Genomic DNA, 24,986 nt, shown 5'->3' with positions numbered 1-24,986 from the left:
CACCAATGAAGCTAGCGTCCTACCGCCACGGCGGTCGTGCCCTGTTCGGCGCCGTGGTCGACGACACCGTCGTCGACCTCACCGACGTGAGTGGCCACCAGACGCTGGCCTCCTTCCTGGGCAGTCCCGAGTGGGCTGACCGGGACGCCCTCGTGGCCGAGGGCAGTGCCACGCCGCTCAGCGACATCACCTGGCTTCCTGTCATTCCGCAGCCAGAGAAAATCGTCTGCAGTGTGCGCAACTACATGGACCACCACCAAGAGGCGTTGGCCTCGGGGCTGAATCGAGAGCTGTCCGACTTCCCGCCGATCTTCCTGCGGGTCTGGCGCTCTCAAGTGGCGCACGAGGCGCCGATCGTCCGGCCCAACGCCTCGGAGTCCCTGGACTGGGAGGGCGAGCTTGCGGTCATTATTGGAGAAGGCGGTCGCGACATCCCGGTCGAATCGGCCTTCGACCACGTCGCTGGCTATGCCTGCTACAACGACGCCTCGGTGCGCGAGTTCCAGTTCCACGCCAAGCAGATCGCGGCTGGGAAGAACTTCGAGTCGACCGGTGGGTTCGGCCCGTGGATGGTGACGAGCGACCAGATAGCACCCGGTCAGAACCTCAAGCTGGAGACCCGTTTGAACGGTGAGGTCGTCCAGTCCGGCGACACCGGGCAGATGATCTTCGACATTCCAGCGCTGATCAACTACGCGTCCACGGTCTTCACGCTCGCGCCCGGAGACGTCATTCTCACCGGCACCCCGTCCGGTGTCGGCTTCAGCCGCAAGCCCCCGGTCTTCATGAAGCCGGGTGACATCGTCGAGGTCGAGATCGAGGCCGTCGGAGTGCTGCGCAATCCCGTCGAACAACAGGCCTGAGTTGATCGGGACCGTGCGGGAACGGTCGGCCCCGACCCCTGCCATGCAGACGTTCGCGAGTTCGTCGCTCTTACCCCACAGCTCGACGCCCCTGAAAGGAGCACATGCGCATGAGTGAAACCAGGCCGGTCCTCTCCCACTTCGGGGTGTTCTGTCGTGATCTGGACGCGATGGTCGCGTACTACTCCGAGGTCTTCGGCATGACCATGACCGATCGCGGCCAGGGGCACACGATGCCCTTCACGATCGCCTTCATGTCCAGCGTTCCCGATCAGCACCACCAGCTCGCCCTCGCGTCGGGTCGGGGAGCCAACGACCCCAGCACGGTCATGCAGATCTCTTTCAAGGTCAAGAACCTCGATGGGCTTCGCGAGATCCAGGGACGGGCGCAGGCGCGCCAGGCGCCCGCTCTGCGCGCGCTCAACCACGGCAACGCGTTGTCGATCTACTTCTCCGACATCGAGGACAACACGGTGGAGGTCTACCTCGACACCCCGTGGTACGTCAGCCAGCCTCACGCTGATCCCCTCGACCTCTCGCGTCCTGACGAAGAGCTCTGGATGGAGACCGAAGCGATGTGCCGCCGGGATCCCAGCTTCATGACGGTCGAGGAGTGGCAGCGGAAGTTCTCGGAGGCGTGAGCACCGAAACCGGCCCCGACGTGCAGGTCCTGATCGTCGGGATGGGACCCACGGGGGCCGCCCTGGCCGGCCTGCTGGGACAACGCGGCGTGCGTTGCGCCGTCCTGGACAAGCAGCCCTCGCTATACCCGCTGCCACGTGCCATCGGGATGGACCAGGAGGTCATGCGGATCGCTCAGGAGCTGACCGTGACCTCGCGACTGGACGGTCACGTGGCGCCCTATCGTCCGAGTGTGTATCACGGTGTCGACGGTCAGGTCATCAAACGTTTCGATTCCCCGCCGCCGCCGCACCGGCTGGGCTGGGACCCCATGTTCGCCTTCAACCAACCCGCCTTCGAGACTGCTCTGCGCGACCGCATCGCTGAACTGCCCTCGGTGAGCGTCGAGCTGGAGACGACTGTTGCAGCGGTCGGTCAGGACGCAAACGGGGTGTGGGTGGATCTGGTGCAGCCGGATGCGGCAGCGCTCCGCCGCATCCGCGGCGACTACCTCGTGGCCTGTGACGGGGGTAGCAGTCCGGTTCGGACGAACTTGGGCATCACCATGACCGATCTGGAGTTTCACGAGAACTGGCTGGTCGTGGACGCCATCATCGAGGATGACGACGTCCTGGCCCGGCTGCCCCAGACGCACGTGCAGTACTGCGATCCTCAGCGCCCCGCCACGTTCGTGAACCTGGTGGATCGACACCGGCGCTGGGAAATCTCCCTGGAGCCGGGTGAGCTTCCCGTCGGCCCCGTCGATGTCGAGGATGTCTGGCCGTGGCTGGATCGATGGGTCAAGCCGGGCGAAGCGCGTCTCTGGCGCGCGGCCGCGTACCTGTTCCATGGCTTGGTCGCCGACGAGTGGCGTCGTGGACGCATCCTGCTGGCCGGTGATGCGGTGCACATGACCCCGCCGTTCAGTGCCCAAGGGATGGCGGCGGGTATGCGCGACGTTCAGAACCTGGCCTGGAAGTTGAATTCCGTGCTGGACGGAGGAGCCCCCGAGACCCTGCTGGACACCTACCAGCTGGAGCGCCGCCCCCACGTCATCACCACGACGCAGTACACGATCTCGCTCGGCCGGGTCATCGGGGAGCGGGACGAAGCGGCTGCACGAGCCAGGGACGCGCAACTGTTCGCCGAGCACGGGGGTGAGGTGCCGGTTACGTATCGCACTGAGTTCCTGCCGCCTCTGGTCGATGGGCTCATCGCCCGGGACACGCCCGGCGCCGGTCAGGTCCTTCCTCAGCCGTTCGTTCAGCGGGGCGAGGCCGCGGTTCGCCTCGACGACCTCGTGAGCCCTGGCTTCCGGGTGGTAGTGGCGGCGGCAGCCGAGGTGGAGCTGAACCGGTTGCGCACCGCCGTGGCGCCACTCGGGGGGTCTGTGATCCGGATCGGGGAAACCGCGCTCGCCGAAGCCGCAGCCGGGCAGCCGGGCAGCTTCATCGAGTGCGACGGCGTGCTCACCAGGTGGCTGGAGGCCGTGGGCAGCACGATCGCGATCGCCCGTCCGGACCACTACATCTACGCGACGGCGAGTTCCACGGCTGAAGCGGTGGCGCTGCTGGACGACCTGGTGGCTACCTGTGGCCGGCCGAAGCGCGGCGATTGAAGTGGCCGCCCCGACGTCCATCTCCACCGGGACCAATTTGTGCATAGAATGTGGGGGTGACCGTCATCGCTGTTCCGGAGCCGCTCGTTGACCAGGCGGTGGACCAGCTGCGCCAGGACTTGCTGTCCGGCGTGCACGGCCCCGGGACGAAGCTGAAGGTCGACATGCTGCGCGCCCAGTACGGCTATTCCAGTAGCCCTCTGCGCGAGGCGCTCAACCGGCTCACGCAGGAGGGCCTGGTCGCTGTCGACCAGCGACGGGGCTTTCGGGTCGCCGGGATGTCTGCCGAGGACTTCGCCGACATCACCCGCCTTCGACTGTTCGTCGACCTGCAGGCACTCGAAGAGGCCATGGAGCACGGTGACGACGAGTGGGAGGTTCGCTCCGTGGCGGCCTTCCACCGCTTGCAGAAGGTCGAGGCCCGCTTCCCCGAAGGGCCCCTCGTCCTGAATGCGGAGTGGAGTGCGCGCCACAAAGAATTCCACATGGCCTTGCTCTCGGGGACGCCGTCCCCGCGGCTGATGGGGATCTGCTCCAACCTCTTCGACCAGGCGGAGCGCTATCGGCGCTACTCGGCCAAGTATCGCTCCCAGACCCGTTCGAAGTCGGACGAGCACAAGGCGATCCTGGAAGCAACGATGCAGCGCGACAAGCCCGAGGCGATCAGGCTGCTGACCGCCCACATCTCACGGACCCAGACGAACATCGCCGACCTCTTCGAGCAGGGCGTCCTGCTGGAGTCAAACGCTATCTAGGCGTGCGCCGGCTGAAATCTCGTGACAGTCCACTGACCGGGGAGTTCCCCTGTCGCTGAGCTGAGTGGCCCCGCCCTCGCTCAGGGTGCGGACTCGGGCTGGCGCGCCCAAGACCTGTCAGGAGCCGGCGGGTCGGCCCTCTCCATCAGTGGTGGCGAGGATGCGGAAGCAGGTGACTGCCCGGACCGGCGATTGCGTACGTCGGTTCACTCAGGCGTGGCCCCGGGCCTGGCGACGGTCAAGTGCGTTGTGCATTAGGCGTCGTTCGTGCGGAAACGGTTGTTTTGTGCGTAAAAGTGTGGCAGCATCCTGCAGGACGTGACGAGCACCACCTTTCGGTGGGGCTGTCTTCGAGGGATCAGGTGGTGGCGCCAGGATGAGTGCACTCAGCAACACTGGAACCGACGGTCCGGTGCGCGTCCGCAAGCGGGTGCTCAGCATCGAGACGGTGCTGCACGAGAACGGACCAGTGGCAGCCACTCCGTTGCGTGTCGCCACCGTCTGCGCCGTGGTGGCGAACCCCTATGCCGGGCGCTACGAGCAGGACCTGACGCCGTTCATGTCCGCGCTCCGCGCTCTCGGTGAGGAACTGGCGACCGAACTGGTCGCAGCCTTGGGTGGGGTTGAGCAGATCCAGGCCTACGGCAAGGCCGCCATCGTCGGCACCGAGGGCGAACTCGAGCACGGCGCGGTGTGGCACGAAGCCGGTGGCTGGGCCATGCGCCACGTGCTGGGCGAGCCGAAAGCCATCGTGCCTTCGAGCAAGGCGGTCGCGGCCACGGGTTTCCGACTGGTGTTCCCGATCGGCCACATCCACGCTGCGTATGTCCGCAGCCACTTCAACGTGGCCGAGATCGGCGTTCAGGACGCACCCCGACCCGACGAGATCGTGTTCGGCTTGGCCATGGCCGACGGCGGCAGGATCCATGAGCGCCTCGGTGGCCTCCGCGCCGATGCGATCCACGACCACGACGGTCAGCGATGAGCCTCACCCGGCCAGAGGCGCTCCGAGCGCCCGCACTGGTCGTCCGCAACCTGACCAAGGCGTACGGGCCCACCGTTGCACTTCGCGACGTCAGCCTCGAGGTGCCGCCCGCCGGCGGACTTGCACTGCTCGGACGCAACGGCGCTGGCAAGTCCACCCTGATCAAGCTTCTCGCCGGTGTGGAGCGCCCGGACTCCGGCAGCATGGAAGTTGCCGGGAACGCGATCACGCCGGGGCCCGGTGTCCGGACCGGTCTTGCGTTCATCCACCAGGACCTCGGCCTCATCGACTCGATGACCGTGGCGGAGAACATCGCGTTCGACCGCGGCTACCCGACTCGTGGCAAGTACCTCATCTCCTGGTCAAGACTCCACCGGCAGACCCAGGAACTTCTCGACGAGTGGGACCTGCAACTGAGTGCCACCGAGCAGGTGAGCGGGCTCTCCCAGGTGAACCGTTCGCTGGTAGCCATTGCCCGGGCGCTCTCGACGCAGGCCAGCTGTGTGGTGCTCGACGAGCCCACCGCCTCGCTCCCCGCACCCGAGGTGGACCGACTGCTCGCCGCTGTGGCGGGTGTCCGCGAGAGCGGCGTCGCCATCATCTATGTCACGCACCGCCTCTCCGAGATCGTCCGCGTTGCCGACGATTTCGTCGTGCTGCGCAATGGTTCGGTCGCGGAACAGGGATCCGTGGTCGCGACGCCGCACGCGGACCTGGTCCGGTTTGTCGTCGGCGAGGAACCGGCGGAACGGCCGGCTGCTGTCGCGCGTCGCGCAGGCACAGCGGGCATTCTGTCTCTGCAGAACCTTGCCGGGCGGGCCCTCTCGGACGCCACCATCGAGGTTCGCGCCGGCGAGATCCTGGGACTGGTCGGCCTCGAAGGTGCAGGGCATCAGGAGGTCGGACGGATCATCGCCGGCATCGACCGCGCACGCGGGGGCAGCATGACTCTGGCCGGCGAGACGTACGACCCTCGCTCTCCCGGCCGAGCACACGACAGCAAGGTTGTCTTCCTGGCCGGGGACCGGGTTCGCGAGTCGGCCGTCATGCCGTTCACGTGTGTCGAGAACTACCACCTGCGCGCTGACGGCACGCGTCCGTTGATCCGCCACAGCTCTGAGGGTCGTGAGACCTCCTCGGTCATCGACGAGTGGGGAGTGGTCGCGAAGTCCGCGCGTGTACCCATGTCATCGTTGAGCGGGGGCAACCAGCAGAAGCTGTTGGTGGCCAAGTGGCTCAACAGCGGCCCGCTGGTCTTCGTCGCCGAGGAGCCGACCGCGGGAGTGGATGTCGGCGCTCGGCGCACTATTCACCAGCGCCTGCGCGATGCAGTCGGACCCGGAACCTCCGTGATCATCACCTCCACGGACTCCGAGGAGATCGCTGAGCTCTGCGACCGCGTGGTGGTCTTCCGTGGCGGCCGTTCTGCCGTCGAGCTCACCGGTGCAGACATCACGGAGGCCCGGGTGGCCGCCGAATCCATGAAGACCAGTGTCCCCTCAGAGCCGGAGGCAGCTCGATGAATTCCCTTGACACGGCCACGTCGTCCGAACCCGCCACCACGCCGGTCGCTCACGCGAGGGCTTCTCATCTTCACTATGCCGAGTTCTTGCACCGCTGGGGTCTGCTGCTGGTCCTGATCTTGGCCATCGTGTTCTTCTCCATCAGGCTGCCAGACACCTTTTTGCAGTGGTCCACCTTTCATGACCTGATCGCCGGGCAAGCGCCCAGCCTGGTTCTCGCCCTCGCCGCGGTGCTGGTACTGGTGGTCGGCGAGTTCGACCTTTCCCTCGGTGCCACATTCGGAATCACGCAGTACATAGCCCTGCAGATGATGATCGACCACGGTGTCTCGGTGGTCGCTGCCATGCTCTTATCGCTGGTGCTGGGTGCGCTGGTAGGACTGATCAACGTCGCGCTCATCGTGGGTGCGAAGGTCAACTCGTTCATCGCCACGATCGGTGTCCAGACCGCACTGATCGGGTTGGCCACCTTGGTCTCGAACGGTAATCAGCCCATCTTTGCGGGCGCGCCCGAATCGTTCACGTCCATCGGCAACAACCAGATACTGACCATTCCACTGTCGGTGTGGGTCGCCCTGGTGGTCGCCGCATTGCTGTGGGTCGTGCTCGACTACACGTCGTTTGGCCGCACCATGCGTGCCACCGGAGCGAATCGGGTGGCCGCTCGCCTCAGCGGGCTGCGGACGACGCGGGCCCTGGTGGTCGCCCTGCTCGTGGCCAGCGTGCTGGCGGCCTTCGCCGGGCTGCTCGATGCTGCGCGGACTGGTACCAGCGACTCCACGTCGGGCCCGATGTACCTCCTGCCGGCATACGCGGCCGCCTTCCTCGGTGCGACCGGGAGCAAGTCCAGTACCTACAGCGTTCCCGGCACGATTCTGGCGATCCTCCTGGTCGCGGTCGGCGTCACCGGGCTGCAGCTGATGGGCGCAGCCTCTTGGGTGACGAACTTCTTCAACGGGGTGGTGCTTCTCGCCGCCGTTCTCCTGTCTCAACTCGCTCGCAAGCGGTCGGGCTGATTCTCGACGCTTCACCCTGCAGTGCCTCTCGTCTCGGAGCTCAGCGCACCCGCGCAAGAAGTGACCAAGAATGCTCGAAAGGAAAAGCCATGACACCGACCCGCCTCCGGCCCGCGGCGGCAATCGCCGCGGGAACCCTGCTTGCGTTGACTCTGAGCGCCTGCGGTTCCTCGACGGACACCGCAAGCAGCGACGCAGCGGCAGGGGCCCCTGTGGACCAGGCCGTGATCGACGCCGCTACCGCGGCTGTCAAGGCCGCACGCGAACCCATCACCGACTTCACCGCACCTTCTGCTCCTGCTGGCCCCATCCCGACGGGCGAACTCGTCTCCATCGTCACGGCCCTCAACGCGGCGCCCCTGCCGTACGACGTCGGGATGATCTCGAAGGCAGCCTTCGAGTCACTCGGCCTCAAGGCCGACGTCCTGGACGGTCAGGGCAGCCCGGCTGGCTGGGACAAGGCGGTACGCACGGCACTCAACGCCAACGCGAAGGCGATCGTGATGTCTGCTGCTGAACCGTCCCTGGTTCCCGAGGCAGCGCAGGCAGCGGCGGCACAGGATGTGCCATTCACCACCGTGTTCGGTTGCGAGACGCCCAAGCCGGACGGAGTCAGCATGGAGGTTCCGGAGACTCGTGAGGCCGAGGGCAAGCTCCTCGCCGACTGGGTGATGGCGGATTCCCCTGAAGGCGCCGAGGTCATCGTGCAGACCAATGCCCAGTTCTTCTGCCTCGCGGGCGAAGTTGAGGCCTTCAAGGCCGAGCTCGCCAAGGGCGGTGCGGCTTTCAAGGTGGTCGAAGAGACTGAAGCGACGCCGGCTGACCAGGCCGGTACGGCCGCGGTGCAGAAGGTGGCAGGCCTCCTGCGCAAGCACCCCGACGCGCACTACTTCTTCACCATGCAGGCTGACTGGGCGCCGGCCTTCGTGCAGGGCCTCAAGAGCGTCGGTCGTGACGACGTCACGGGCCTCTTCGCGGACTCCAAGTGGGTCATCGACCTGATGCGCGAGAACCCCAACCTCGTCGCCGCCGGCCCCAACATCGAGGCGACAGCCTGGATCGGTGTCTATGCGACGATCGCCGCCATGAACGGCCTCGAGGTTCCTCCGATGGCTGCTCCGGTGCAGTTGATCGACTCGGAAAACATCGGCACCGATGGTGACCCGACGGAGCCGCAGTACGACCTCGCAGGTTCTTGGACGTCGTTCCTCGAGTCCGGCAACTGAACGAAGACCGGCCACACACCATGCTCCGTCTTATCGTCACCAGCTCCGGTGGCAGGGTGGTGGGCACCGCCCACAGCTCCTGTCCCGGCCCACCCCGTCACCGGAACTCTGACGGTACGACGGCCATGGTCGTTGCTCCGCATCTTGCCCTCGCGTTGAGCGCACTGGTCGGCGGTCGATGACCGCCCCACTGCACGGCTTGGTCGTGGCTGACTTCAGCCGCGTCCTCGCCGGTCCTCTGGCCGGAGTGACCTTGGCCGACCTCGGCGCCACCGTCATCAAGGTGGAGCGCCCCGGGGTCGGTGACGACACTCGGCACTGGGGTCCGCCGTGGACAGACAACTCCAGCTCCTACTTCGAGTGCGCCAACCGGAGCAAGCAGTCGGTGGAGCTCGACCTCGGAGACGAGACAGATCGGGCGCTGGCCATCGAGCTGGCTCGGCGTGCCGATGTCGTGCTGGAGAACTACCGCGACGGAGCCCTTGCGCGGCGGGGTCTGTCCTACGAGCAGGTCAGCGCGAGCAACCCGGGCGTCGTCTACGCCTCCATCACCGGCTTCGGGAGCCACCGCGGCCGCGATCTGGCGGGATACGACTTCCTGGTACAAGCGGTCGGGGGGCTCATGAGCATCACCGGCGAGCCCGGCCAACCGACCAAGGTCGGTGTGGCGCTGGTCGACATCCTCACTGCCAAGGATGCGGTTGTCGGCATTCTCGCAGCGCTTCGCACCCGGGAGTCCACCGGCAGGGGCCAGCGGGTGGAGGTGAACCTGCTGTCCAGCCTGCTCGGTTCACTGGCGAACCAGGCATCGGCGTACCTCGCCACTGGCGAATCGCCCATCCAGATGGGCAACCGACATCCATCCATCGCTCCGTACGAAACGCTGACGGCGGCCGACGGCTCCTTGGCCGTCAGCTGCGGCAACGACGGGCAGTTCCGCAAGCTGGCCGAAGTCCTCGGTGTGCCCGAAGCGGCGGACGACGCGCTCTTCGCCACCAATGCTGCCCGGGTCCAGAACCGGCTCGAGCTTGCCGCCCTCCTGGAGAGCCGCTTGGCGACCGGGCCGGTGACCGATTGGGTGGACCGGCTCACGGCCGTCGGTGTTCCCGCTGGGGCGATCGGATCCATCTCCGATGCCTTCGCGCTTGCCGAGCGCCTCGGACTGAAGCCGACCGTTGATGTCGGCCCGGGGGCGCCACCCCAGGTGCGCAACCCCATCACCTTCAGTGCCACACCGATCACGCAGTACTCAGCCCCTCCGCGACTCGGAGAACACACCCACGACATCCGTCAGTGGCTCACCAAGGAGAACCCCTCATGAGTATGGACACCACGCCTCCCCGGCTCCAGCCGATGGACCTTGCTGGTATCGATGACCTGTTGACCGAGGACGAGAAGGCGGTCCGGTCGTCGGTGCGGCAGTTGTGTGTGGAGCATGTGGATCCGTACGTGGCGGACTGGTTCGAGCGCGGCCAGGTTGATGACATCCGTGGGTTGATCAAGCAGTTCGGCTCCCTGGGGCTGTTGGGCATGCATCTGGAGGGCTACGGGTGCGCCGGGATGAGTGCGACCGAGTACGGGATCGCATGCCTGGAGCTCGAGGCGTCAGACTCCGGGATTCGGTCGATGGTCTCGGTGCAGGGGTCGTTGGCGATGTTCGCGATCTGGAAGTTCGGCTCCGAGGAGCAGAAGAACGAGTGGTTGCCAGCGATGGCGTCGGGCGAGGCGATCGGGTGTTTCGGGTTGACCGAGCCGGATGCGGGTTCGGATCCGGCGAACATGCGGACCCGGGCCCGCCGGGACGGCAGCGACTGGGTGCTGGATGGTCGCAAGATGTGGATCACCAACGGCACGATCGCGGACGTGGCGGTGGTCTGGGCCCAGACCGAGGACGGGATTCGCGGGTTCGTCATACCAACTGCGACATCAGGGTTCAGTGCCCCGGAGATTCATCACAAGCAGTCGTTGCGGGCCTCGGTGACCAGTGAGCTGGTGATGGACTCGGTGCGCTTGCCGGATTCGGCGATGCTGCCGGAGGTACGGGGCCTGCGGGGTCCGCTGAGCTGCTTGAACGAGGCGCGGTACGGGATCGTCTGGGGTGCGTTGGGGGCGGCCCGATCGTCGTTGGAGGCCTCGCTGGACTACGCCGGGACCCGGATCGCTTTCGACAAGCCGATCTCGGCTTTCCAGCTGACGCAGGCCAAGTTGGTCGACATGAACCTGGAGTACACGAAGGGTCTGTTGTTGGCGTTGCACCTGGGCCGGCGCAAAGACGCTGGGGCATTGCGCCCGGAGCAGGTCAGCCTGGGCAAGCTCAACAACGTGCGCGAAGCGCTGGACATCTGCCGGACCGCACGCACGATCCTCGGAGCCAACGGGATCTCGCTGGAATATCCGGTGATCCGGCACATGAGCAACCTGGAGTCCGTGCTGACCTACGAGGGCACCGTCGAGATGCACACCCTGATCGTCGGGCAGGCCATGACCGGCCATTCCGCCTTCCGATGAGCACCGTGCACAAGGTGGGCGTCGTCGGTGCCGGCCTGATGGGGACCGGAATCGCCGAGGTCAGCGCCCGCGCCGGACATGACGTAGTGGTCGTGGAGTCCACGGAGGCGGTAGCAACGGCTGCGCGGGGGCGTCTCGAGCATTCGCTCCAGCGTGCCGAGGCCAAGGGCAGACTCGACCCGGCTCACGGCAACGCTGCCAAGGTATTTTCCCGGATCACGTTCGAGACCGACCTGAGCGCGATGGCCGACCGCGACGTGGTTGTCGAGGCGATCGTCGAGGACGAGGCAACCAAGGTTGAGCTGTTCCGCCGGCTGGACGCGATCGTTCTAGCGCCCGACGCGATCCTGGCCAGTAACACCTCCTCAATCCCCATCATGAAATTAGGTGTCGCCACCTCCCGCCCGGCCCATGTGATCGGGATCCACTTCTTCAATCCTGTGCCGGTGCTCGGGCTGGTCGAGCTGGTCCCGTCGCTTCTGACGTCGGCGGACACCACGGCACGCTCGCGGGCCTGGGTGGAGCAGTCGCTGCACAAGCACGCCATCGACTGCCAGGACCGGGCTGGATTCGTGGTGAACGCGCTGCTCATTCCGTTCATCCTGTCCGCGATCCGGATGTTCGAGTCTGGCTTCGCGTCCGCCGAGGACATCGACCAAGGCCTGGTCCAGGGCGCCGCGCACCCGCAGGGCCCGCTCGCCTTGGCTGACCTGATCGGGCTCGACACCACGAGAGCGGTGGCGGAGTCCCTGTACGCGGAATTCAAGGAGCCCCTCTATGCAGCACCACCGCTGCTGGCCCGGATGGTCGACGCCGGGCTGTTGGGCCGCAAGAGCGGACGCGGGTTCTACACCTACTCGTGACTACGTCAGCGATCGGACGGGTCGTTCGCCGAAGCGCACGACCCGATAGTCCGGTTCAGACCTGCCGAGTAGGCCGACCGCGTTGCCCGACCAGCCACGTGGCTCTGCCTGTAGATCAACTCGACTCCACCTGAGTCATTCATCCAGCACGAACTGCTGACCCACCGCACGTACCGACAGCACTTCGCCCGACGCGCCCAGGCACCGCCCATCAATTGTTCAGGAGTGCACGATGACAGACACCGCTTCCCTCATCCGCGAGCTCGACGCGAAACGTCGTGAGGCCATGGTGGCGGCCGACGTCGACCTTTTGGGCGAGCTGTTCAGCGACGATCTGACGTGGATCCACGCGACGGCCCGGGTCGACACGAAGAAGGACCTCCTCTCGTCCATCGGTGGAGGCACAACCAGGTATCTCTCCATCCGGGTTGAGGACGAGACGGTGCGGACCTTCAATGGCACGGCGCTCCTCAGCGGCATCGCGATCATGGAGGCTGAGATCAAGGGCGAGAGGCGCGATCTCCACAACCGCTTCACGATCGTGTGGTCTCAGGTCGACGGCTCGTGGTGTGTTGTGAACTGGCAGTCCACCTCCCTCCGGTAGATCCCAAGCGGTGGTCGTCCTTGGAGGGGTGGCTCGCTGCCCGCGTTCAACGCGCTCGAGACTTAGACGTCACCGAGGCAGGCGAATGGACCGCGCATGCAACCCAGAGACAGCAACGGCATCTGACCTGGGATCGGGTTCTCCGGCGAAGCCGAGCGATAGCTGCGGCAAGGGGGCGGCCTGCTATCAGTCTGCTAACAGACACCGTCGCACCGACGCGGTGGGTGGTGGACGCTGCAGGACTCGCCGGTCGCGATCGGAGCATGATCTGGGGCCCTCATGAACTCCGCTGGATCGTTACGAAAGCCTCCATGCTGACTACGGATCAGAAGGTTTGGGGTTCGAATCCCTACAGGCGCGCAAGACACGGAAGCCGCAGGTCATGGACCTGCGGCTTCGTGCATTTCCGGACGGCTCAGCCCCCCAGCCGCGGCAGCACGGGGGGCTCGGCGTGCAGCCGGCCGAGCAGGTCGCGCAGGAAGTCGAGGGTCTCGTGGATCGCGGTCCGGTTGTCGGCCGCGGCGCCGGCCGAGTCGCGGCTGCCGACCAGCTCGAGCACGGACGTGGTGAAGCGGGCGGTCATCAGGCAGAACAGGTCGTCCTCGGGCCGGCCGAGGCGCTCGGCGATCGCCTGGCCGAGCATCACCCGCTCCTTCTCGAACTCCTCGCGGAGCCGGGCCTGGACGACCGGGGTGCTCGCCATGATCGCGCCGAGCTGGTCGAGCCGCTCGGTGTCGGGCCGCGGGGTCGACAGGAGTGCGGTCAGCGCGTGGCCCAGGGCCAGGTCGAGCGGCTCGTCCGCCGGCCGGGCCCGCACCTCGGCGGCCATCTGGCCGCGCAGCGCGAGCGGCTCGATGACCAGCTGGTCCTTGGTGGGGAAGTAGCGATACAGCGTCGAGGTGCCGATGTCGGCCCGCTCGGCGATCTCCTCCATGGTCGTGGCTTCGTAGCCCTGCTCCGTGAACAGCGTCAGCGCGGTGCCCAGGATCAGCTCGCGCGTCTGCGCGGCGTGGCGCTCTCTCAACCCCATGTGACGACCCTAACAGTCGCTGTCAATATGAAAGTGACTTCCACTTCGGGCTACAGTGTCGTGGTCGACGGCCCACGGGGGGCTCGTCCGGCCCCTCGCGAAAGGCCCTTCCATGGCGTGGCACCTCTTCCGGCTCGGCCGCTGGTCCTTCGTGCACCGACGGCTGGTCGCCCTGGTCTGGGTGGGACTGCTGCTGCTCGGCGGGGTGGGCGCAGCGACCCTGTCCGCCCCGACCAAGGACACCTTCGACCTGAAGGGGGTCGAGTCGACGCAGGCCTTCGACCTCATCAAGGCGCGCACGCCGCAGGCGACGACCGACGGCGCGACGGCGCAGGTCGTCTTCGAGGCGCCGGACGGGGAACAGCTCACGAGCGCGCCGAACCGGAAGGCGGTCGCCGCCGCCCTCGCCGGCGTCCGGACCGCGGACGTCGTGTCCGTGACCGACCCGTTCACGACCGGCACCGTGTCGCCCGACGGCACCGTGGCGTACGCCGTGGTCACCTACGCCAGGCCGTCGGTCGAGCTGACGTCCGGTGACGTCGACGCGCTCGAGGGCGTCCGCACCGCCGCCGAGGGCAGCGGACTCCAGGTCGCCGTCGGTGGTGACGCGCTGCCCGTCGAGACCGCGCCGCCGACCGCCGAGATCATCGGCGTCGTCGTGGCGCTGCTGGTGCTGGCGATCACCTTCGGCTCGCTGGTCGCGGCCGGGATGCCGCTGCTCACGGCCATCCTGGGCGTCGGCATCGGCATCACCGGCATCACGACGCTGAGCGGCTTCGTCTCGCTGAGCTCGGTGACGCCCGCCCTGGGCTCGATGCTCGGGCTGGCCGTGGGGATCGACTACGCCCTGTTCATCATGTCGCGCTACCGCAGCGAGGTCGCCCGCGGACGGCCGCTCGCCGAGGCGGCCGGCGTCGCCGTGGGGACGGCCGGCTCCGCCGTCGTCTTCGCCGGGCTCACCGTCGTCATCGCCCTGGCGGGGCTCTCGGTCACCGGCATCAGCTTCCTCACCCAGATGGGCCTCGGCGGTGCCTTCACCGTCGTCATCGCGGTGCTGATCGCGCTCACCCTCCTGCCGGCGCTCCTCGGCTTCACCGGTGCACGTGTGGCCGGAGGACGGCTGAGGTTCCTCAGGCAGCGCGACCCCGAGAGCGACGACCGGCGCACGGCGGGCCGGCGCTGGGTCGAGCTGGTCGCCCGGTTCAAGGTGCCGATGCTGGTCGGCGGGCTGCTGTTCGCCGCCGTCGTGTCGCTGCCGGTCACGAAGATGGAGCTGGCGCTCCCCGACAACGGCACCGCGACCGCGGGCAGCGACGCCCGGGTCGCCTTCGACGCGATCTCCGACAGCTTCGGGGCCGGCTCCAACGGGCCGCTCGTCGTGGTCGTGGACACCCGGGGCGCCGCCGACCCCGCCGGCGCGGTGGACGCGGTCGTCGCCGAGCTCGGCACCATCCGGTCCGGCGTGGCTGCCGTCGTACCTCCTGCCACGCCGGGGGACGCCGCCGCCGAGAAGGCGCTGGCGGGACAGCTGCAGGCGGTGCAGTACGCCACCGTCACGGTGGTCCCCGTGAGCGGACCGTCCGACGCCGCGACCAAGGACCTGGTCGAGACGATCCGCACCCGGCTCTCGGACCTGCCCGCCGAGACCGGCGCCCGGGCGCTGGTCACCGGCCAGACCGCGGTCGGGGTGGACATCTCGCAGAAGCTGCTCGACGTCTTCCCGCTCTACCTCGTCATCGTGGTCGGCCTCGCGATCTTCCTGCTCATCGCGGTGTTCCGCTCGCTGTGGGTGCCGGTCAAGGCGGCGCTCGGCTTCGTGATCTCGCTGGGGGTCTCGCTGGGCGCGACCGTGGCGGTCTTCCAGTGGGGCTGGCTGAACGGCCTGCTGGGGCTGGACGTCACCTCCCCGGTCGTCTTCATCCTGCCGCTGCTGCTGACCGGCATCCTGTTCGGCCTGGCCATGGACTACGAGGTCTTCCTCGTCACCCGGATGCGCGAGGCGCACGTGCACGGCCGGCCGGCGCGCGAGGCCGTGCTCGAGGGCTTCCAGCACAGCGCCCGGGTCGTGACCGCGGCCGCCGTGATCATGATGGGCGTCTTCGCGGGCTTCGCGCTGACCGACGACGTCATCATCAAGACCATCGGCTTCGCGCTGACCGTCGGTGTCCTGGCGGACGCGTTCCTGGTGCGGATGCTGATCGTCCCGGCGCTGATGCTGATCGTCGGCGAGCGGATCTGGTGGATGCCGCGCTGGTTCGAGCGGATCACCCCCGACCTCGACATCGAGGGCGAGTCGCTGCTGCGCCGGCTCGCGGCCGAGCGGGACGCGGTCCGGGCGGGGGTCCGGGCGGGGGTCTAGGCGCCCGTCGGGTCGCCCAGCAGCCGCACGCCGTCGTCGGAGACCTCGACGTCGACCATCACGACCCGCTCGTGCGGGGTGTCGTTGGGCCAGTGGAAGACCAGGTGCCGGCCGCCGGCCGGGTCGGTGAAGACCATGCCGTGGCCGCCGTTGCGGGCCCACAGGGGCTCGTCGCGCTGGTGCCACGGCCCGGTGACCTCCCCGTCGGGCGAGGTGGCGACCCCGATGGCGTAGCCCTCCTCGCCGAAGCTGGACCAGAGCATGTGCAGGGCGCCGCCCTCCGTGCGGAGGAGGCAGGGGCCGTCGGTGAAGAGCGGGTCCTTGCCCAGGTTGAGCTGCTCCGGGGGCTCGACGCCCTCGGGGAACCACAGCGGCTTGCTCCACGCGGCGGCCGACGCCCGGAACAGCAGCACGGGCGAGCCGGCGGGCGCGGCGAGGTCGTCGGCCAGGCGCAGGGCGTACATCTCGCCGTCCGTGATCCCGGGCGGGCCGCCCGGTGCGCCCTCGGCTCCCCGGCTGTAGACGAGCCACGGGACGCCGTCGTCGTCGACGAAGAGCGTGCCGTCCAGGCAGGGCACGTCCCGAGGCGTCACGGGTCCCTCGCTCCAGGGGAGGAACGGTCCGGTGGGCTGGTCCGACACGAGCACCTGGACCCCGCGCGGGCCGGCGGCGGGGTCGGTGCTCGCGAACGTCGCGAGCATGACGTACCGACCACCGTGTGCGACGACCTCGGGGGCCCAGAACTGGGTGTCCGCCCAGAAGCCGGCCGGGGGCCGGAAGGCGGGGAAGGGGCCGTCCCAGGTCACGAGGTCGTCGCTCGTCCAGCAGTCGAACCCGGTCGCCGGCCCTCCCCACAGGTTCTCGTCCGTCGTGCCGAAGAGCACGAACCCTCCCGAGGGCACGGCCAGGACGAACGGGTCACGCATGCGGATCTGGCTCAGGAGCACGACGGGACTCCTCCTCGACGGGTCGGTGGGCGGGCCTCGCACGCTAGGGGGAGCGTGCGCCGGTCGGGAAGGCGATCGGCTGGATGCCTGCCATCACCTCGGCGCGGGCCGCGGTCGCCGGCGAAGCCGAGGAACACCCTGTTCCCCGTGGGGGATCGGGTCGTACGGCGCCGCTGAATCGTAGGGACACGGCCAGGCGCGGCCCTATCATCGCGCCATGCCTGATCGCGGTCGCCAGCCCACCATGGCCGACGTCGCCCTGCGGGCCCGGGTCTCCCACCAGACCGTGTCGCGCGTGATCAACGAGATGGCCGGTGTCCGTCCCGCCACCGAGCAGCGCGTCCGTGCGGCGATCGAGGAGCTGGGCTACCGCCGCAACCTGTCCGCCCGGCTGCTGGCCTCGCGCCGCTCGGGCCTGATCGGCGTCGTGGTCTGGGCCTCGGGCCAGTTCGGCCCGCAGCAGACGCTGCTCGCGGTCGACCTGGCGGCCGGGGCCGCAGGCTTCGACCTGGTCGTGCGCACGGTCCACGAGATCACCGAGGAGGCGATCCGGGTCCGGCTGCACGAGCTGCTGCAGCACGGCGTCGAGGCCGTCCTGGTGCTGGTGCCCCACGAGACGGCCGTGCGGGTGGCGGGCTCCGAGCGGCTCGACGTCCCGGTCGTGGTCCTCGAGGGCGGCGGCCGCACGGACACCTCCTGCGTGACGATCGACAACGAGGAGGGCGCCCGCCTCGCGACCCGGCACCTGCTCGAGCTCGGGCACGAGACCGTGGTGCACGTGGCCGGGCCGACGGACTGGACCGAGTCCGGTGCCCGGGTCCGGGGATGGCGCGAGGAGCTGCTGGCGCAGGGGCGTCCCGTGCCGCCGCTGCGCTGGGCGGGGGACTGGTCGGCACGCAGCGGGCACGCTGCCGGGCGCGCCCTGGCCCGCGAGCCCGACGTCACGGCCGTCTTCGCGGCCAACGACCAGATGGCGCTCGGGCTGGTCGCGGCCCTGGCCGACGCCGGCCGCTCGGTGCCGGGCGACGTCAGCGTCGTCGGCTTCGACGACCTGCCCGAGGCGCCCTTCTTCCAGCCGCCGCTCACGACGGTCCGTCAGGACTTCGGGGAGCTGGGCCGGCGGGCGGTGGCGATGGTGACCGAGCTGGTCCACGGCTCGGAGCCCAGCGTCTTCCGGCCCGTGCCGACCTCGCTCGTCGTCCGCGCGTCCACGGCGCCCCGGCGCGCCGTCCCGGCCGGCTGAGCCGACCGGGAGGTCGCGTCGCCCCCTCGGGCGGCCGGCTGAGCCCATCGCCCGGGGCCGGGTAGACCGGTCTTGACAGATCCGATGTGACCGCTAACACTTCACGTTAGCGCTCACATTCGTGAGGGCGGTCACAGGATGAGGGGCACGGCGTTGAGCGTTGTCGGTCAGTACGTCGTGGGTGTCGACTTCGGCACCCTGTCCGGCCGCGCCGTGGTGGTGCGGGTCGCGGACGGCGCCGAGCTCGGCACGGCGACCCACGACTACGAGCACGCGGTCCTCAGCGAGGCGCTCCCCTCGGGCCGTCGGCTCGGGGCGGACTGGGCGCTGCAGGTCCCGGCCGACTACGTCTCCGTGCTGCGCACCGCCGTCCCCGAGGCGGTCCGCCGCGCCGGCATCGACCCGGCCGACGTGGTCGCCGTCGCCACCGACTTCACCGCCTGCACGATGGTCCCGACCACGGCGGACGGGACGCCGCTGTGCGAGCTGCCCGGGCTGGCCGACGAGCCGCACGCCTACGTCAAGCTGTGGAAGCACCACGCGGCGCAGGGCCAGGCCGACCGGATCACCGCCCTGGCGGCCAAGCGCGGCGAGCCGTGGCTCCCCCGGTACGGCGGCCTCATCTCCTCGGAGTGGGAGTTCGCGAAGGCGCTGCAGGTGCTGGAGGAAGCACCGGCCGTCTACGCGACCATGGACCGATGGGTCGAGGCCGCCGACTGGATCGTGTGGCAGCTGTGCGGGAGCTACGTGCGCAACGCGTGCAGCGCCGGCTACAAGGGGATCTACCAGGAGGGCAGCTACCCCGGTCGCGAGTTCCTCGCCGAGCTGAACCCCGCCTTCGCCGGCTTCGTCGGTGACAAGCTCGACCAGGAGGTCGGCGAGCTCGCCGCCGTCGCCGGTCACCTGACCGCCGAGGCCGCGGCCTGGACCGGCCTCCCCGAGGGCATCGCGGTGGCCGTCGGCAACGTCGACGCCCACGTCACCGCGCCGGCCGCCCAGGCGACCGCGCCCGGCCAGATGCTCGCGATCATGGGCACCTCGACGTGCCACGTCATGAACGCCGACGTCCTGCGCGACGTCCCCGGCATGTGCGGGGTCGTCGACGGCGGCATCACCGCCGGCCTGTGGGGCTACGAGGCCGGCCAGTCGGGCGTCGGCGACATCTTCAACTGGTTCGTCACCTCGGCCGTCCCGCCGGAGTACCACGACGTCGCCGCGCGCGAGGGCGTCAGCCTGCACGACGTGCTCAGCGAGCGCGCCGCGCGCCAGCAGGTCGGCGAGCACGGCCTGGTCGCCCTCGACTGGCACTCGGGCAACCGCTCGGTGCTCGTCGACCACGAGCTCAGCGGCCTGGTGCTCGGGCTCACACTGGCCACCCGGCCCGAGGAGATCTACCGCGCGCTGATCGAGGCGACGGCCTTCGGCACCCGCACGATCGTCGAGACCTTCCGGGCCTCCGGCCTCCCGGTCTCGGAGTTCGTGGTCGCCGGCGGCCTGGCGGGCAACTCCTTCCTCATGCAGGTCTACGCCGACGTGCTCGGGATGCCGATCTCGACGATCCGCTCGCAGCAGGGTCCGGCGCTCGGCTCCGCGATCCACGCGGCGGTGGCCGCCGGCTGCTACCCCGACATCCACGCGGCCGCGGCCGCGATGGGCGGCGTCGACCACCACTCGTTCGTCCCGGACCCCGACAACGTCCGCCTCTACGACGACCTCTTCGCCGAGTACACCCGCCTGCACGACCACTTCGGCCGGACCGACGCCCTGATGCGGCGCCTGCGCGCCCGCCGTCGCGAGGTCCTGTCGGGGGCCGCGCAGTGAGCACGCTGGACGCGGTCCGCGCCGAGGTCGCCGAGCTGCACCGCGAGCTGACGCGCTACGACCTGGTCGTGTGGACGGCCGGCAACGTCTCCGCCCGGGTCCCGGGAGAGGAGCTCTTCGTCATCAAGCCCTCGGGCGTCTCGTACGACGAGCTGTCCCCCGAGGCCATGGTCGTGTGCGACCTCGACGGCAACCTGGTCGAGGGCACCCGCGCACCGAGCAGCGACACCGCCGCCCACGCCTACGTCTACCGCCACCTGCCCGAGGTCGGCGGCGTGGTCCACACGCACTCGACGTACGCCACCGCCTGGGCCGCCCGGCGCGAGCCGATCCCCTGCGTGCTGACGATGATCGCCGACGAGTTCGGCGGCGACATCCCGGTCGGCCCCTTCGCGCTGATCGGCGACGACTCGATCGGCCGGGGGATCGTCGAGACCCTGCGCGACAGCCGCTCGCCGGCGGTGCTGATGGCCAACCACGGTCCCTTCACGATCGGCCGTGACGCTCGCGCCGCCGTCAAGGCCGCCGTGATGGTCGAGGACGTCGCCCGCACGGTCCACCTCTCCCGCCAGCTCGCCGAGCCCGTCGCGATGTCGTCCGCCGACATCGACGCCCTCTACGACCGCTACCAGAACGTCTACGGCCAGCAGGCCCTCGCCACCTCAGGAGACACCCTGTGAGCACCGCGCAGCAGATCTGGTTCCTCACCGGGAGCCAGCACCTCTACGGACCCGAGGTCCTCGACCAGGTGGCGAGCCAGGCGGGCGAGGTCGTGCGCGGCCTCGTCGAGGGTGGCGACGCCGCCGTCCCGATCGTGCTCAAGCCGGTCCTCACCGACGCGACCGCGATCCGGCGTGCCCTGCTCGACGCCACCGCGGACGACTCCTGCATCGGCGTGATCGCCTGGATGCACACCTTCAGCCCCGCGAAGATGTGGATCTCCGGGCTGCAGGCGCTGGGCAAGCCGCTGCTGCACCTGCACACGCAGGCCAACGAGGCGCTCCCGTGGTCCGAGATCGACATGGACTTCATGAACCTCAACCAGGCCGCGCACGGCGACCGCGAGTTCGCGGCCGTGCAGACCCGTCTGGGGATCTCCCGCAAGACGGTGTCCGGCCACGTCTCCGACCCGGTGGTCTCGCGCCGCGTCGGCGCCTGGACGCGCGCCGCCCGTGGCCGCGCCGCCATGGCCTCGATGCGGGTCGCCCGGTTCGGCGACAACATGCGCAACGTCGCGGTCACCGAGGGTGACAAGGTCGAGGCCGAGCGCCGCTTCGGCGCCTCGGTCAACACCTGGGGTGTCAACGACCTCGTCGAGGTCGTGGACCGCGTCGGGGACGACGCGATCGACACGCTCGTGGCGGAGTACGCCGACAGCTACGACGTCGCCGCGGAGCTGCTGCCCGGCGGCGAGCGGCACGAGTCGCTGCGCTACGGCGCACGGCTCGAGGCCGGCCTGCGCACCTTCCTGGAGGAGGGCGACTTCGGCGCCTTCACGACGAACTTCGAGGACCTCGGCGGCCTGCGCCAGCTGCCCGGCCTGGCCGTGCAGCGGCTGATGGCCGACGGCTACGGCTTCGGCGGCGAGGGCGACTGGAAGACCGCGCTCATGCTGCGGACGCTGAAGGTCACCGCCGAGGGCCTGCCGGGCGGGACGTCCTTCATGGAGGACTACACCTACCACCTGGTGCCGGGCGAGGAGAAGATCCTCGGCGCGCACATGCTCGAGGTCTGCCCGTCCATCGCGGAGGGGAGGCCGAGCCTCGAGGTGCACCCGCTGGGCATCGGCGGCCGCGAGGACCCGGTCCGCCTGGTCTTCAGCGCCGCTCCCGCGCCCGCGGTCGTCCTCGGCCTCGCCGACCTCGGCGACCGCTTCCGCTTCGTGGCCAACGAGGTCGAGGTCGTCGCCCCCGACGCCCCGCTGCCGAAGCTGCCCGTCGCCCACGCCGTGTGGCGGCCGCTGCCGAACCTGCGGACCTCGACCGAGTCGTGGCTGATGGCCGGCGGACCGCACCACACGGTCCTCACGACCGCACTCGACCGCGAGCACCTCGACGACCTCGCGGACATGACCGGGACCGAGCTGGTCCTGATCGACGGCGACACCACCACCCGCAGGCTCGCCCAGGAGCTGCGCTGGGGTGCCGCCTACCACCGACTGGCCCAGGGCTTCTGATGAATGGCCTGGCCGCAGGGTTCGGGACCTCCCCGACCCGAGTAGTGAAATGGAGAAACATCGTGCGCAAGCTACTCACCACCGCTGTCGCGGCGACCTTGGTGCTCGGCCTGGCCGCCTGTGGCGGTGACAGCGGCTCGGGCGACGGCGGCAAGGGCACCATCGGCGTCGCCATGCCGACGAAGTCCTCGGAGCGCTGGATCGCCGACGGCAACAACATCAAGAAGCAGCTCGAGGACGCGGGCTACAGCGTCGACCTGCAGTACGCCGAGGACGACATCCCGACCCAGGTCTCGCAGATCGAGAACATGGTCACCAAGGGCGTCGACATGCTCGTCATCGCCGCGATCGACGGCACGGCGCTGGGCGAGGTGCTCGACACCGCCGAGAGCCAGGACATCGACGTGATCTCCTACGACCGCCTGATCCGCGACTCGGACACGGTCGACTACTACACGACCTTCGACAACTTCAAGGTCGGCGTCCTGCAGGCCGAGTCGCTCGTCGACGGCCTGAAGTCGCGCGGCGACGGCCCCTACAACGTCGAGCTCTTCGCCGGCTCGCCGGACGACAACAACGCCACCTTCTTCTTCAACGGCGCCATGTCGGTGCTCCAGCCCCTCATCGACTCGGGCGACATCGTCGTTCCGTCGGAGCAGACCGACTTCGAGCAGGTCGCCATCCTGCGCTGGGACCCGGCCACCGCGCAGAAGCGCATGGAGGACATCCTCACCCGCACCTACGCGTCCGAGACGGTCGACGGCGTGCTCTCGCCGTACGACGGCCTCTCGCTCGGCATCATCGCCGCGCTGCAGGGCAACGGCTACGGCGGCGGCGGCAAGGAGCTCCCGGTCGTCACCGGCCAGGACGCCGAGCTGCAGTCGGTCAAGTCGATCGAGGCCGGCGAGCAGTACTCCACGATCTTCAAGGACACCCGTGAGCTCGCGAAGGTCACCGTCGACATGATCAAGGCGATCAACGACGGCACCGACGTCGAGGTCAACGACACCAAGACCTACGACAACGGCAAGAAGGTCGTCCCGTCGTACCTCCTGGACCCGGTGACCGTGGACAAGTCCAACGTGACCGAGACCCTCGTGGACTCGGGCTACTACACGGCGGACGAGCTGAAGTAGCACCTCCGCACCAGACTGTCCCCCGGGGTGGGGGAGCGTGCTCCCACACACGCCACCCCGGGGGACACCGCAACGAACGGCGTCGACACGCGACGACCTGCGACGAAAGGAGCGCGCACCATGGAGCCGATCCTCCAGATGCGCTCGATCACCAAGCGCTTCCCGGGCGTGCTCGCGCTCAACGACGTCAACCTCACGGTGCAGCGCGGGGCCATCCACGCGATCTGCGGGGAGAACGGCGCCGGCAAGTCCACGCTGATGAAGGTGCTGAGCGGGGTCTACCCGCACGGCTCCTACGACGGCGAGATCCTCTTCGAGAACCAGCCCGTGCAGTTCTCGAACATCCGGGACAGCGAGGCCGCCGGGATCGTCATCATCCACCAGGAGCTGGCGCTCATCCCCGAGCTGTCGATCGCGGAGAACATCTTCCTCGGCAACGAGAACGGCGCCGGCTCGCGTCGCCGCGGCCTGCTGCGCGGCGTCATCGGGGGCGTCATCGACTGGGACTCCACCCACCACCGGGCCATCGAGCTGATGGCCCGCGTGGGGCTGCGCGACAACCCGCTCACCCCGGTCAAGGACCTCGGCATCGGCAAGCAGCAGCTCGTCGAGATCGCCAAGGCGCTGAGCAAGGACGTCAAGCTGCTCATCCTCGACGAGCCGACCGCGGCGCTCAACGACGACGACTCGACGCACCTGCTCGACCTGCTCAAGGGGCTGCAGGGCAAGGGCATCACCTCGATCATGATCAGCCACAAGCTCAACGAGATCGAGCGCGTCAGCGACGCGATCACGATCATCCGCGACGGCCGGACGATCGAGACGCTCGACGTCGCCCAGGGCGGCGTCGACGAGGACCGCATCATCCGCGGGATGGTCGGTCGCGACCTGGACCACCGCTTCCCGGACCACACCCCCGAGATCGGCGGCGTGCTCTTCGAGCTCAAGGACTGGAACGTCGCGCACCCCGACGACCGCTCCCGCACGGTCATCCAGGACGCGAACCTCTCGGTCCGTCGCGGCGAGATCGTCGGCATCGCCGGGCTGATGGGGGCCGGGCGCACCGAGCTCGCCCGCAGCATCTTCGGCCGCAGCTACGGCAGCAAGCACTCGGGCACCGTCCTGCTCGACGGCAAGGAGCTGCACCTCAAGTCCGTGCACGAGGCCATCGGCGCCGGCATCGCCTACGTGAGCGAGGACCGCAAGGGCCTGGGCCTCAACCTGCTCGACGACATCAAGACGTCGATCTCGGCGGCGGGGCTCGACCAGCTCCGCACCGGCGTCGGCAAGGTGATGGTGGACGAGCACCGCGAGGTGGTCGTCGCCGAGGAGTACCGCAAGAGCTTCAACATCAAGGCCCCCAGCGTCACGGCCGGCGTGGGCAAGCTCTCCGGCGGCAACCAGCAGAAGGTGGTGCTGTCGAAGTGGCTCTACACCCAACCCCGGCTGCTGATCCTCGACGAGCCGACCCGGGGGATCGACGTCGGCGCGAAGTTCGAGATCTACGGGATCATCCAGGCGCTCGCCCGCGAGGGCAAGGGCGTCCTGGTGATCTCCTCCGAGCTGCCCGAGCTGCTCGGCCTGTGCGACCGGATCTACACCCTCGCCGAGGGCGCCATCACCCATGAGTTCACCCGCGACGAGGCGACCCAGGAGGCGTTGATGCGCCACATGACCGCCGACGCCCGCTGA

General features: G+C 68.8%; 21 protein-coding genes. 19 read left to right on the top strand and 2 right to left on the bottom strand.

The features are described from left to right. Positions 1–5: 5 nt before the first annotated feature. From H5V45_RS10795 to H5V45_RS10740, 12 genes are all read left to right on the top strand, one after another. A complete protein-coding gene (locus H5V45_RS10795; RefSeq protein ID WP_185252931.1) occupies positions 6–863 on the top strand; it encodes a fumarylacetoacetate hydrolase family protein in 858 nt (285 codons plus the stop codon). A 110-nt stretch (positions 864–973) separates the two neighbouring features. Then, positions 974–1,504: a VOC family protein gene (locus H5V45_RS10790; protein ID WP_185252930.1), complete on the top strand. Its 531-nt coding sequence runs from the start codon at positions 974–976 to the stop codon at positions 1,502–1,504. After that, the gene (locus H5V45_RS10785; RefSeq protein WP_185252929.1) at positions 1,501–3,102 is read left to right on the top strand and encodes a bifunctional 3-(3-hydroxy-phenyl)propionate/3-hydroxycinnamic acid hydroxylase; all 1,602 of its coding nucleotides are present in this window, start codon (positions 1,501–1,503) and stop codon (positions 3,100–3,102) included. Before H5V45_RS10790 ends, H5V45_RS10785 begins: the two co-directional genes overlap by 4 nt. Positions 3,103–3,158: 56 nt before the next feature. Beyond that, positions 3,159–3,857 (top strand): GntR family transcriptional regulator, encoded by a 699-nt coding sequence (locus H5V45_RS10780; protein ID WP_221633981.1) that lies wholly within the window; start codon positions 3,159–3,161, stop codon positions 3,855–3,857. 376 nt (positions 3,858–4,233) lie between these two features. Beyond that, a complete protein-coding gene (locus H5V45_RS10775) occupies positions 4,234–4,842 on the top strand; it encodes an amino acid synthesis family protein (RefSeq protein WP_185252928.1) in 609 nt (202 codons plus the stop codon). Next, positions 4,839–6,365, top strand: coding sequence for a sugar ABC transporter ATP-binding protein (locus tag H5V45_RS10770; protein ID WP_185252927.1), 1,527 nt, complete (start codon positions 4,839–4,841; stop codon positions 6,363–6,365). Before H5V45_RS10775 ends, H5V45_RS10770 begins: the two co-directional genes overlap by 4 nt. Next, positions 6,362–7,381: an ABC transporter permease gene (locus tag H5V45_RS10765; protein WP_185252926.1), complete on the top strand. Its 1,020-nt coding sequence runs from the start codon at positions 6,362–6,364 to the stop codon at positions 7,379–7,381. Before H5V45_RS10770 ends, H5V45_RS10765 begins: the two co-directional genes overlap by 4 nt. An 89-nt stretch (positions 7,382–7,470) precedes the next feature. Further along, the gene (locus tag H5V45_RS10760) at positions 7,471–8,607 is read left to right on the top strand and encodes a sugar ABC transporter substrate-binding protein (RefSeq protein ID WP_185252925.1); all 1,137 of its coding nucleotides are present in this window, start codon (positions 7,471–7,473) and stop codon (positions 8,605–8,607) included. A 178-nt stretch (positions 8,608–8,785) separates the two neighbouring features. Then, complete coding sequence (locus H5V45_RS10755) at positions 8,786–9,928, top strand: CaiB/BaiF CoA transferase family protein (protein WP_185252924.1); 1,143 nt, start codon at positions 8,786–8,788, stop codon at positions 9,926–9,928. Continuing rightward, on the top strand, positions 9,925–11,115 hold the full coding sequence (locus H5V45_RS10750) for an acyl-CoA dehydrogenase family protein (protein ID WP_185252923.1): 1,191 nt from the start codon (positions 9,925–9,927) through the stop codon (positions 11,113–11,115). The genes H5V45_RS10755 and H5V45_RS10750 overlap by 4 nt, the downstream gene beginning before the upstream one ends. A gap of 5 nt (positions 11,116–11,120) precedes the next feature. After that, positions 11,121–11,978: a 3-hydroxybutyryl-CoA dehydrogenase gene (locus H5V45_RS10745; RefSeq protein ID WP_425491462.1), complete on the top strand. Its 858-nt coding sequence runs from the start codon at positions 11,121–11,123 to the stop codon at positions 11,976–11,978. A gap of 232 nt (positions 11,979–12,210) precedes the next feature. Then, a complete protein-coding gene (locus tag H5V45_RS10740) occupies positions 12,211–12,582 on the top strand; it encodes a nuclear transport factor 2 family protein (RefSeq protein WP_185252921.1) in 372 nt (123 codons plus the stop codon). Positions 12,583–12,997: 415 nt separating this feature from the next. Here the strand turns inward: H5V45_RS10740 and H5V45_RS10735 are convergent, their stop codons facing one another. Then, on the bottom strand, positions 12,998–13,612 hold the full coding sequence (locus tag H5V45_RS10735; RefSeq protein WP_185252920.1) for a TetR/AcrR family transcriptional regulator: 615 nt from the start codon (positions 13,610–13,612) through the stop codon (positions 12,998–13,000). Between the two features lie 112 nt (positions 13,613–13,724). On the opposite strand from H5V45_RS10735, the gene H5V45_RS10730 reads away from it, so the two are divergent. Then, complete coding sequence (locus H5V45_RS10730) at positions 13,725–15,971, top strand: MMPL family transporter (RefSeq protein ID WP_185252919.1); 2,247 nt, start codon at positions 13,725–13,727, stop codon at positions 15,969–15,971. Here the strand turns inward: H5V45_RS10730 and H5V45_RS10725 are convergent. Then, complete coding sequence (locus tag H5V45_RS10725; RefSeq protein WP_221633980.1) at positions 15,968–16,918, bottom strand: glycoside hydrolase family 43 protein; 951 nt, start codon at positions 16,916–16,918, stop codon at positions 15,968–15,970. The genes H5V45_RS10730 and H5V45_RS10725 overlap by 4 nt on opposite strands. A 217-nt stretch (positions 16,919–17,135) precedes the next feature. Between H5V45_RS10725 and H5V45_RS10720 the strand changes: the two genes are divergently transcribed. The 6 genes from H5V45_RS10720 (at position 17,136) to mmsA (ending at position 24,986) form a co-directional block, all read left to right on the top strand. Continuing rightward, positions 17,136–18,161, top strand: a complete 1,026-nt coding sequence (locus H5V45_RS10720; RefSeq protein ID WP_185252918.1) for a LacI family DNA-binding transcriptional regulator — start codon at positions 17,136–17,138, stop codon at positions 18,159–18,161. A 153-nt stretch (positions 18,162–18,314) separates the two neighbouring features. Further along, positions 18,315–19,982, top strand: coding sequence for a ribulokinase (gene araB, locus H5V45_RS10715; protein WP_246415892.1), 1,668 nt, complete (start codon positions 18,315–18,317; stop codon positions 19,980–19,982). Continuing rightward, positions 19,979–20,662, top strand: coding sequence for an L-ribulose-5-phosphate 4-epimerase (locus tag H5V45_RS10710; RefSeq protein WP_185252916.1), 684 nt, complete (start codon positions 19,979–19,981; stop codon positions 20,660–20,662). The genes araB and H5V45_RS10710 overlap by 4 nt, the downstream gene beginning before the upstream one ends. Continuing rightward, positions 20,659–22,158, top strand: a complete 1,500-nt coding sequence (araA, locus tag H5V45_RS10705; RefSeq protein WP_185252915.1) for an L-arabinose isomerase — start codon at positions 20,659–20,661, stop codon at positions 22,156–22,158. Before H5V45_RS10710 ends, araA begins: the two co-directional genes overlap by 4 nt. A 62-nt stretch (positions 22,159–22,220) precedes the next feature. Then, entirely contained in the window at positions 22,221–23,294 is a 1,074-nt protein-coding gene (gene chvE, locus H5V45_RS10700) for a multiple monosaccharide ABC transporter substrate-binding protein (RefSeq protein WP_343061509.1), read from the top strand. Between the two features lie 120 nt (positions 23,295–23,414). Then, on the top strand, positions 23,415–24,986 hold the full coding sequence (mmsA, locus tag H5V45_RS10695; protein WP_185252913.1) for a multiple monosaccharide ABC transporter ATP-binding protein: 1,572 nt from the start codon (positions 23,415–23,417) through the stop codon (positions 24,984–24,986).

This window comes from Nocardioides luti (assembly GCF_014212315.1).
GTDB classification, from domain to species: domain Bacteria; phylum Actinomycetota; class Actinomycetes; order Propionibacteriales; family Nocardioidaceae; genus Nocardioides; species Nocardioides luti.
This window is presented reverse-complemented; position numbering and strand designations above follow the sequence as displayed.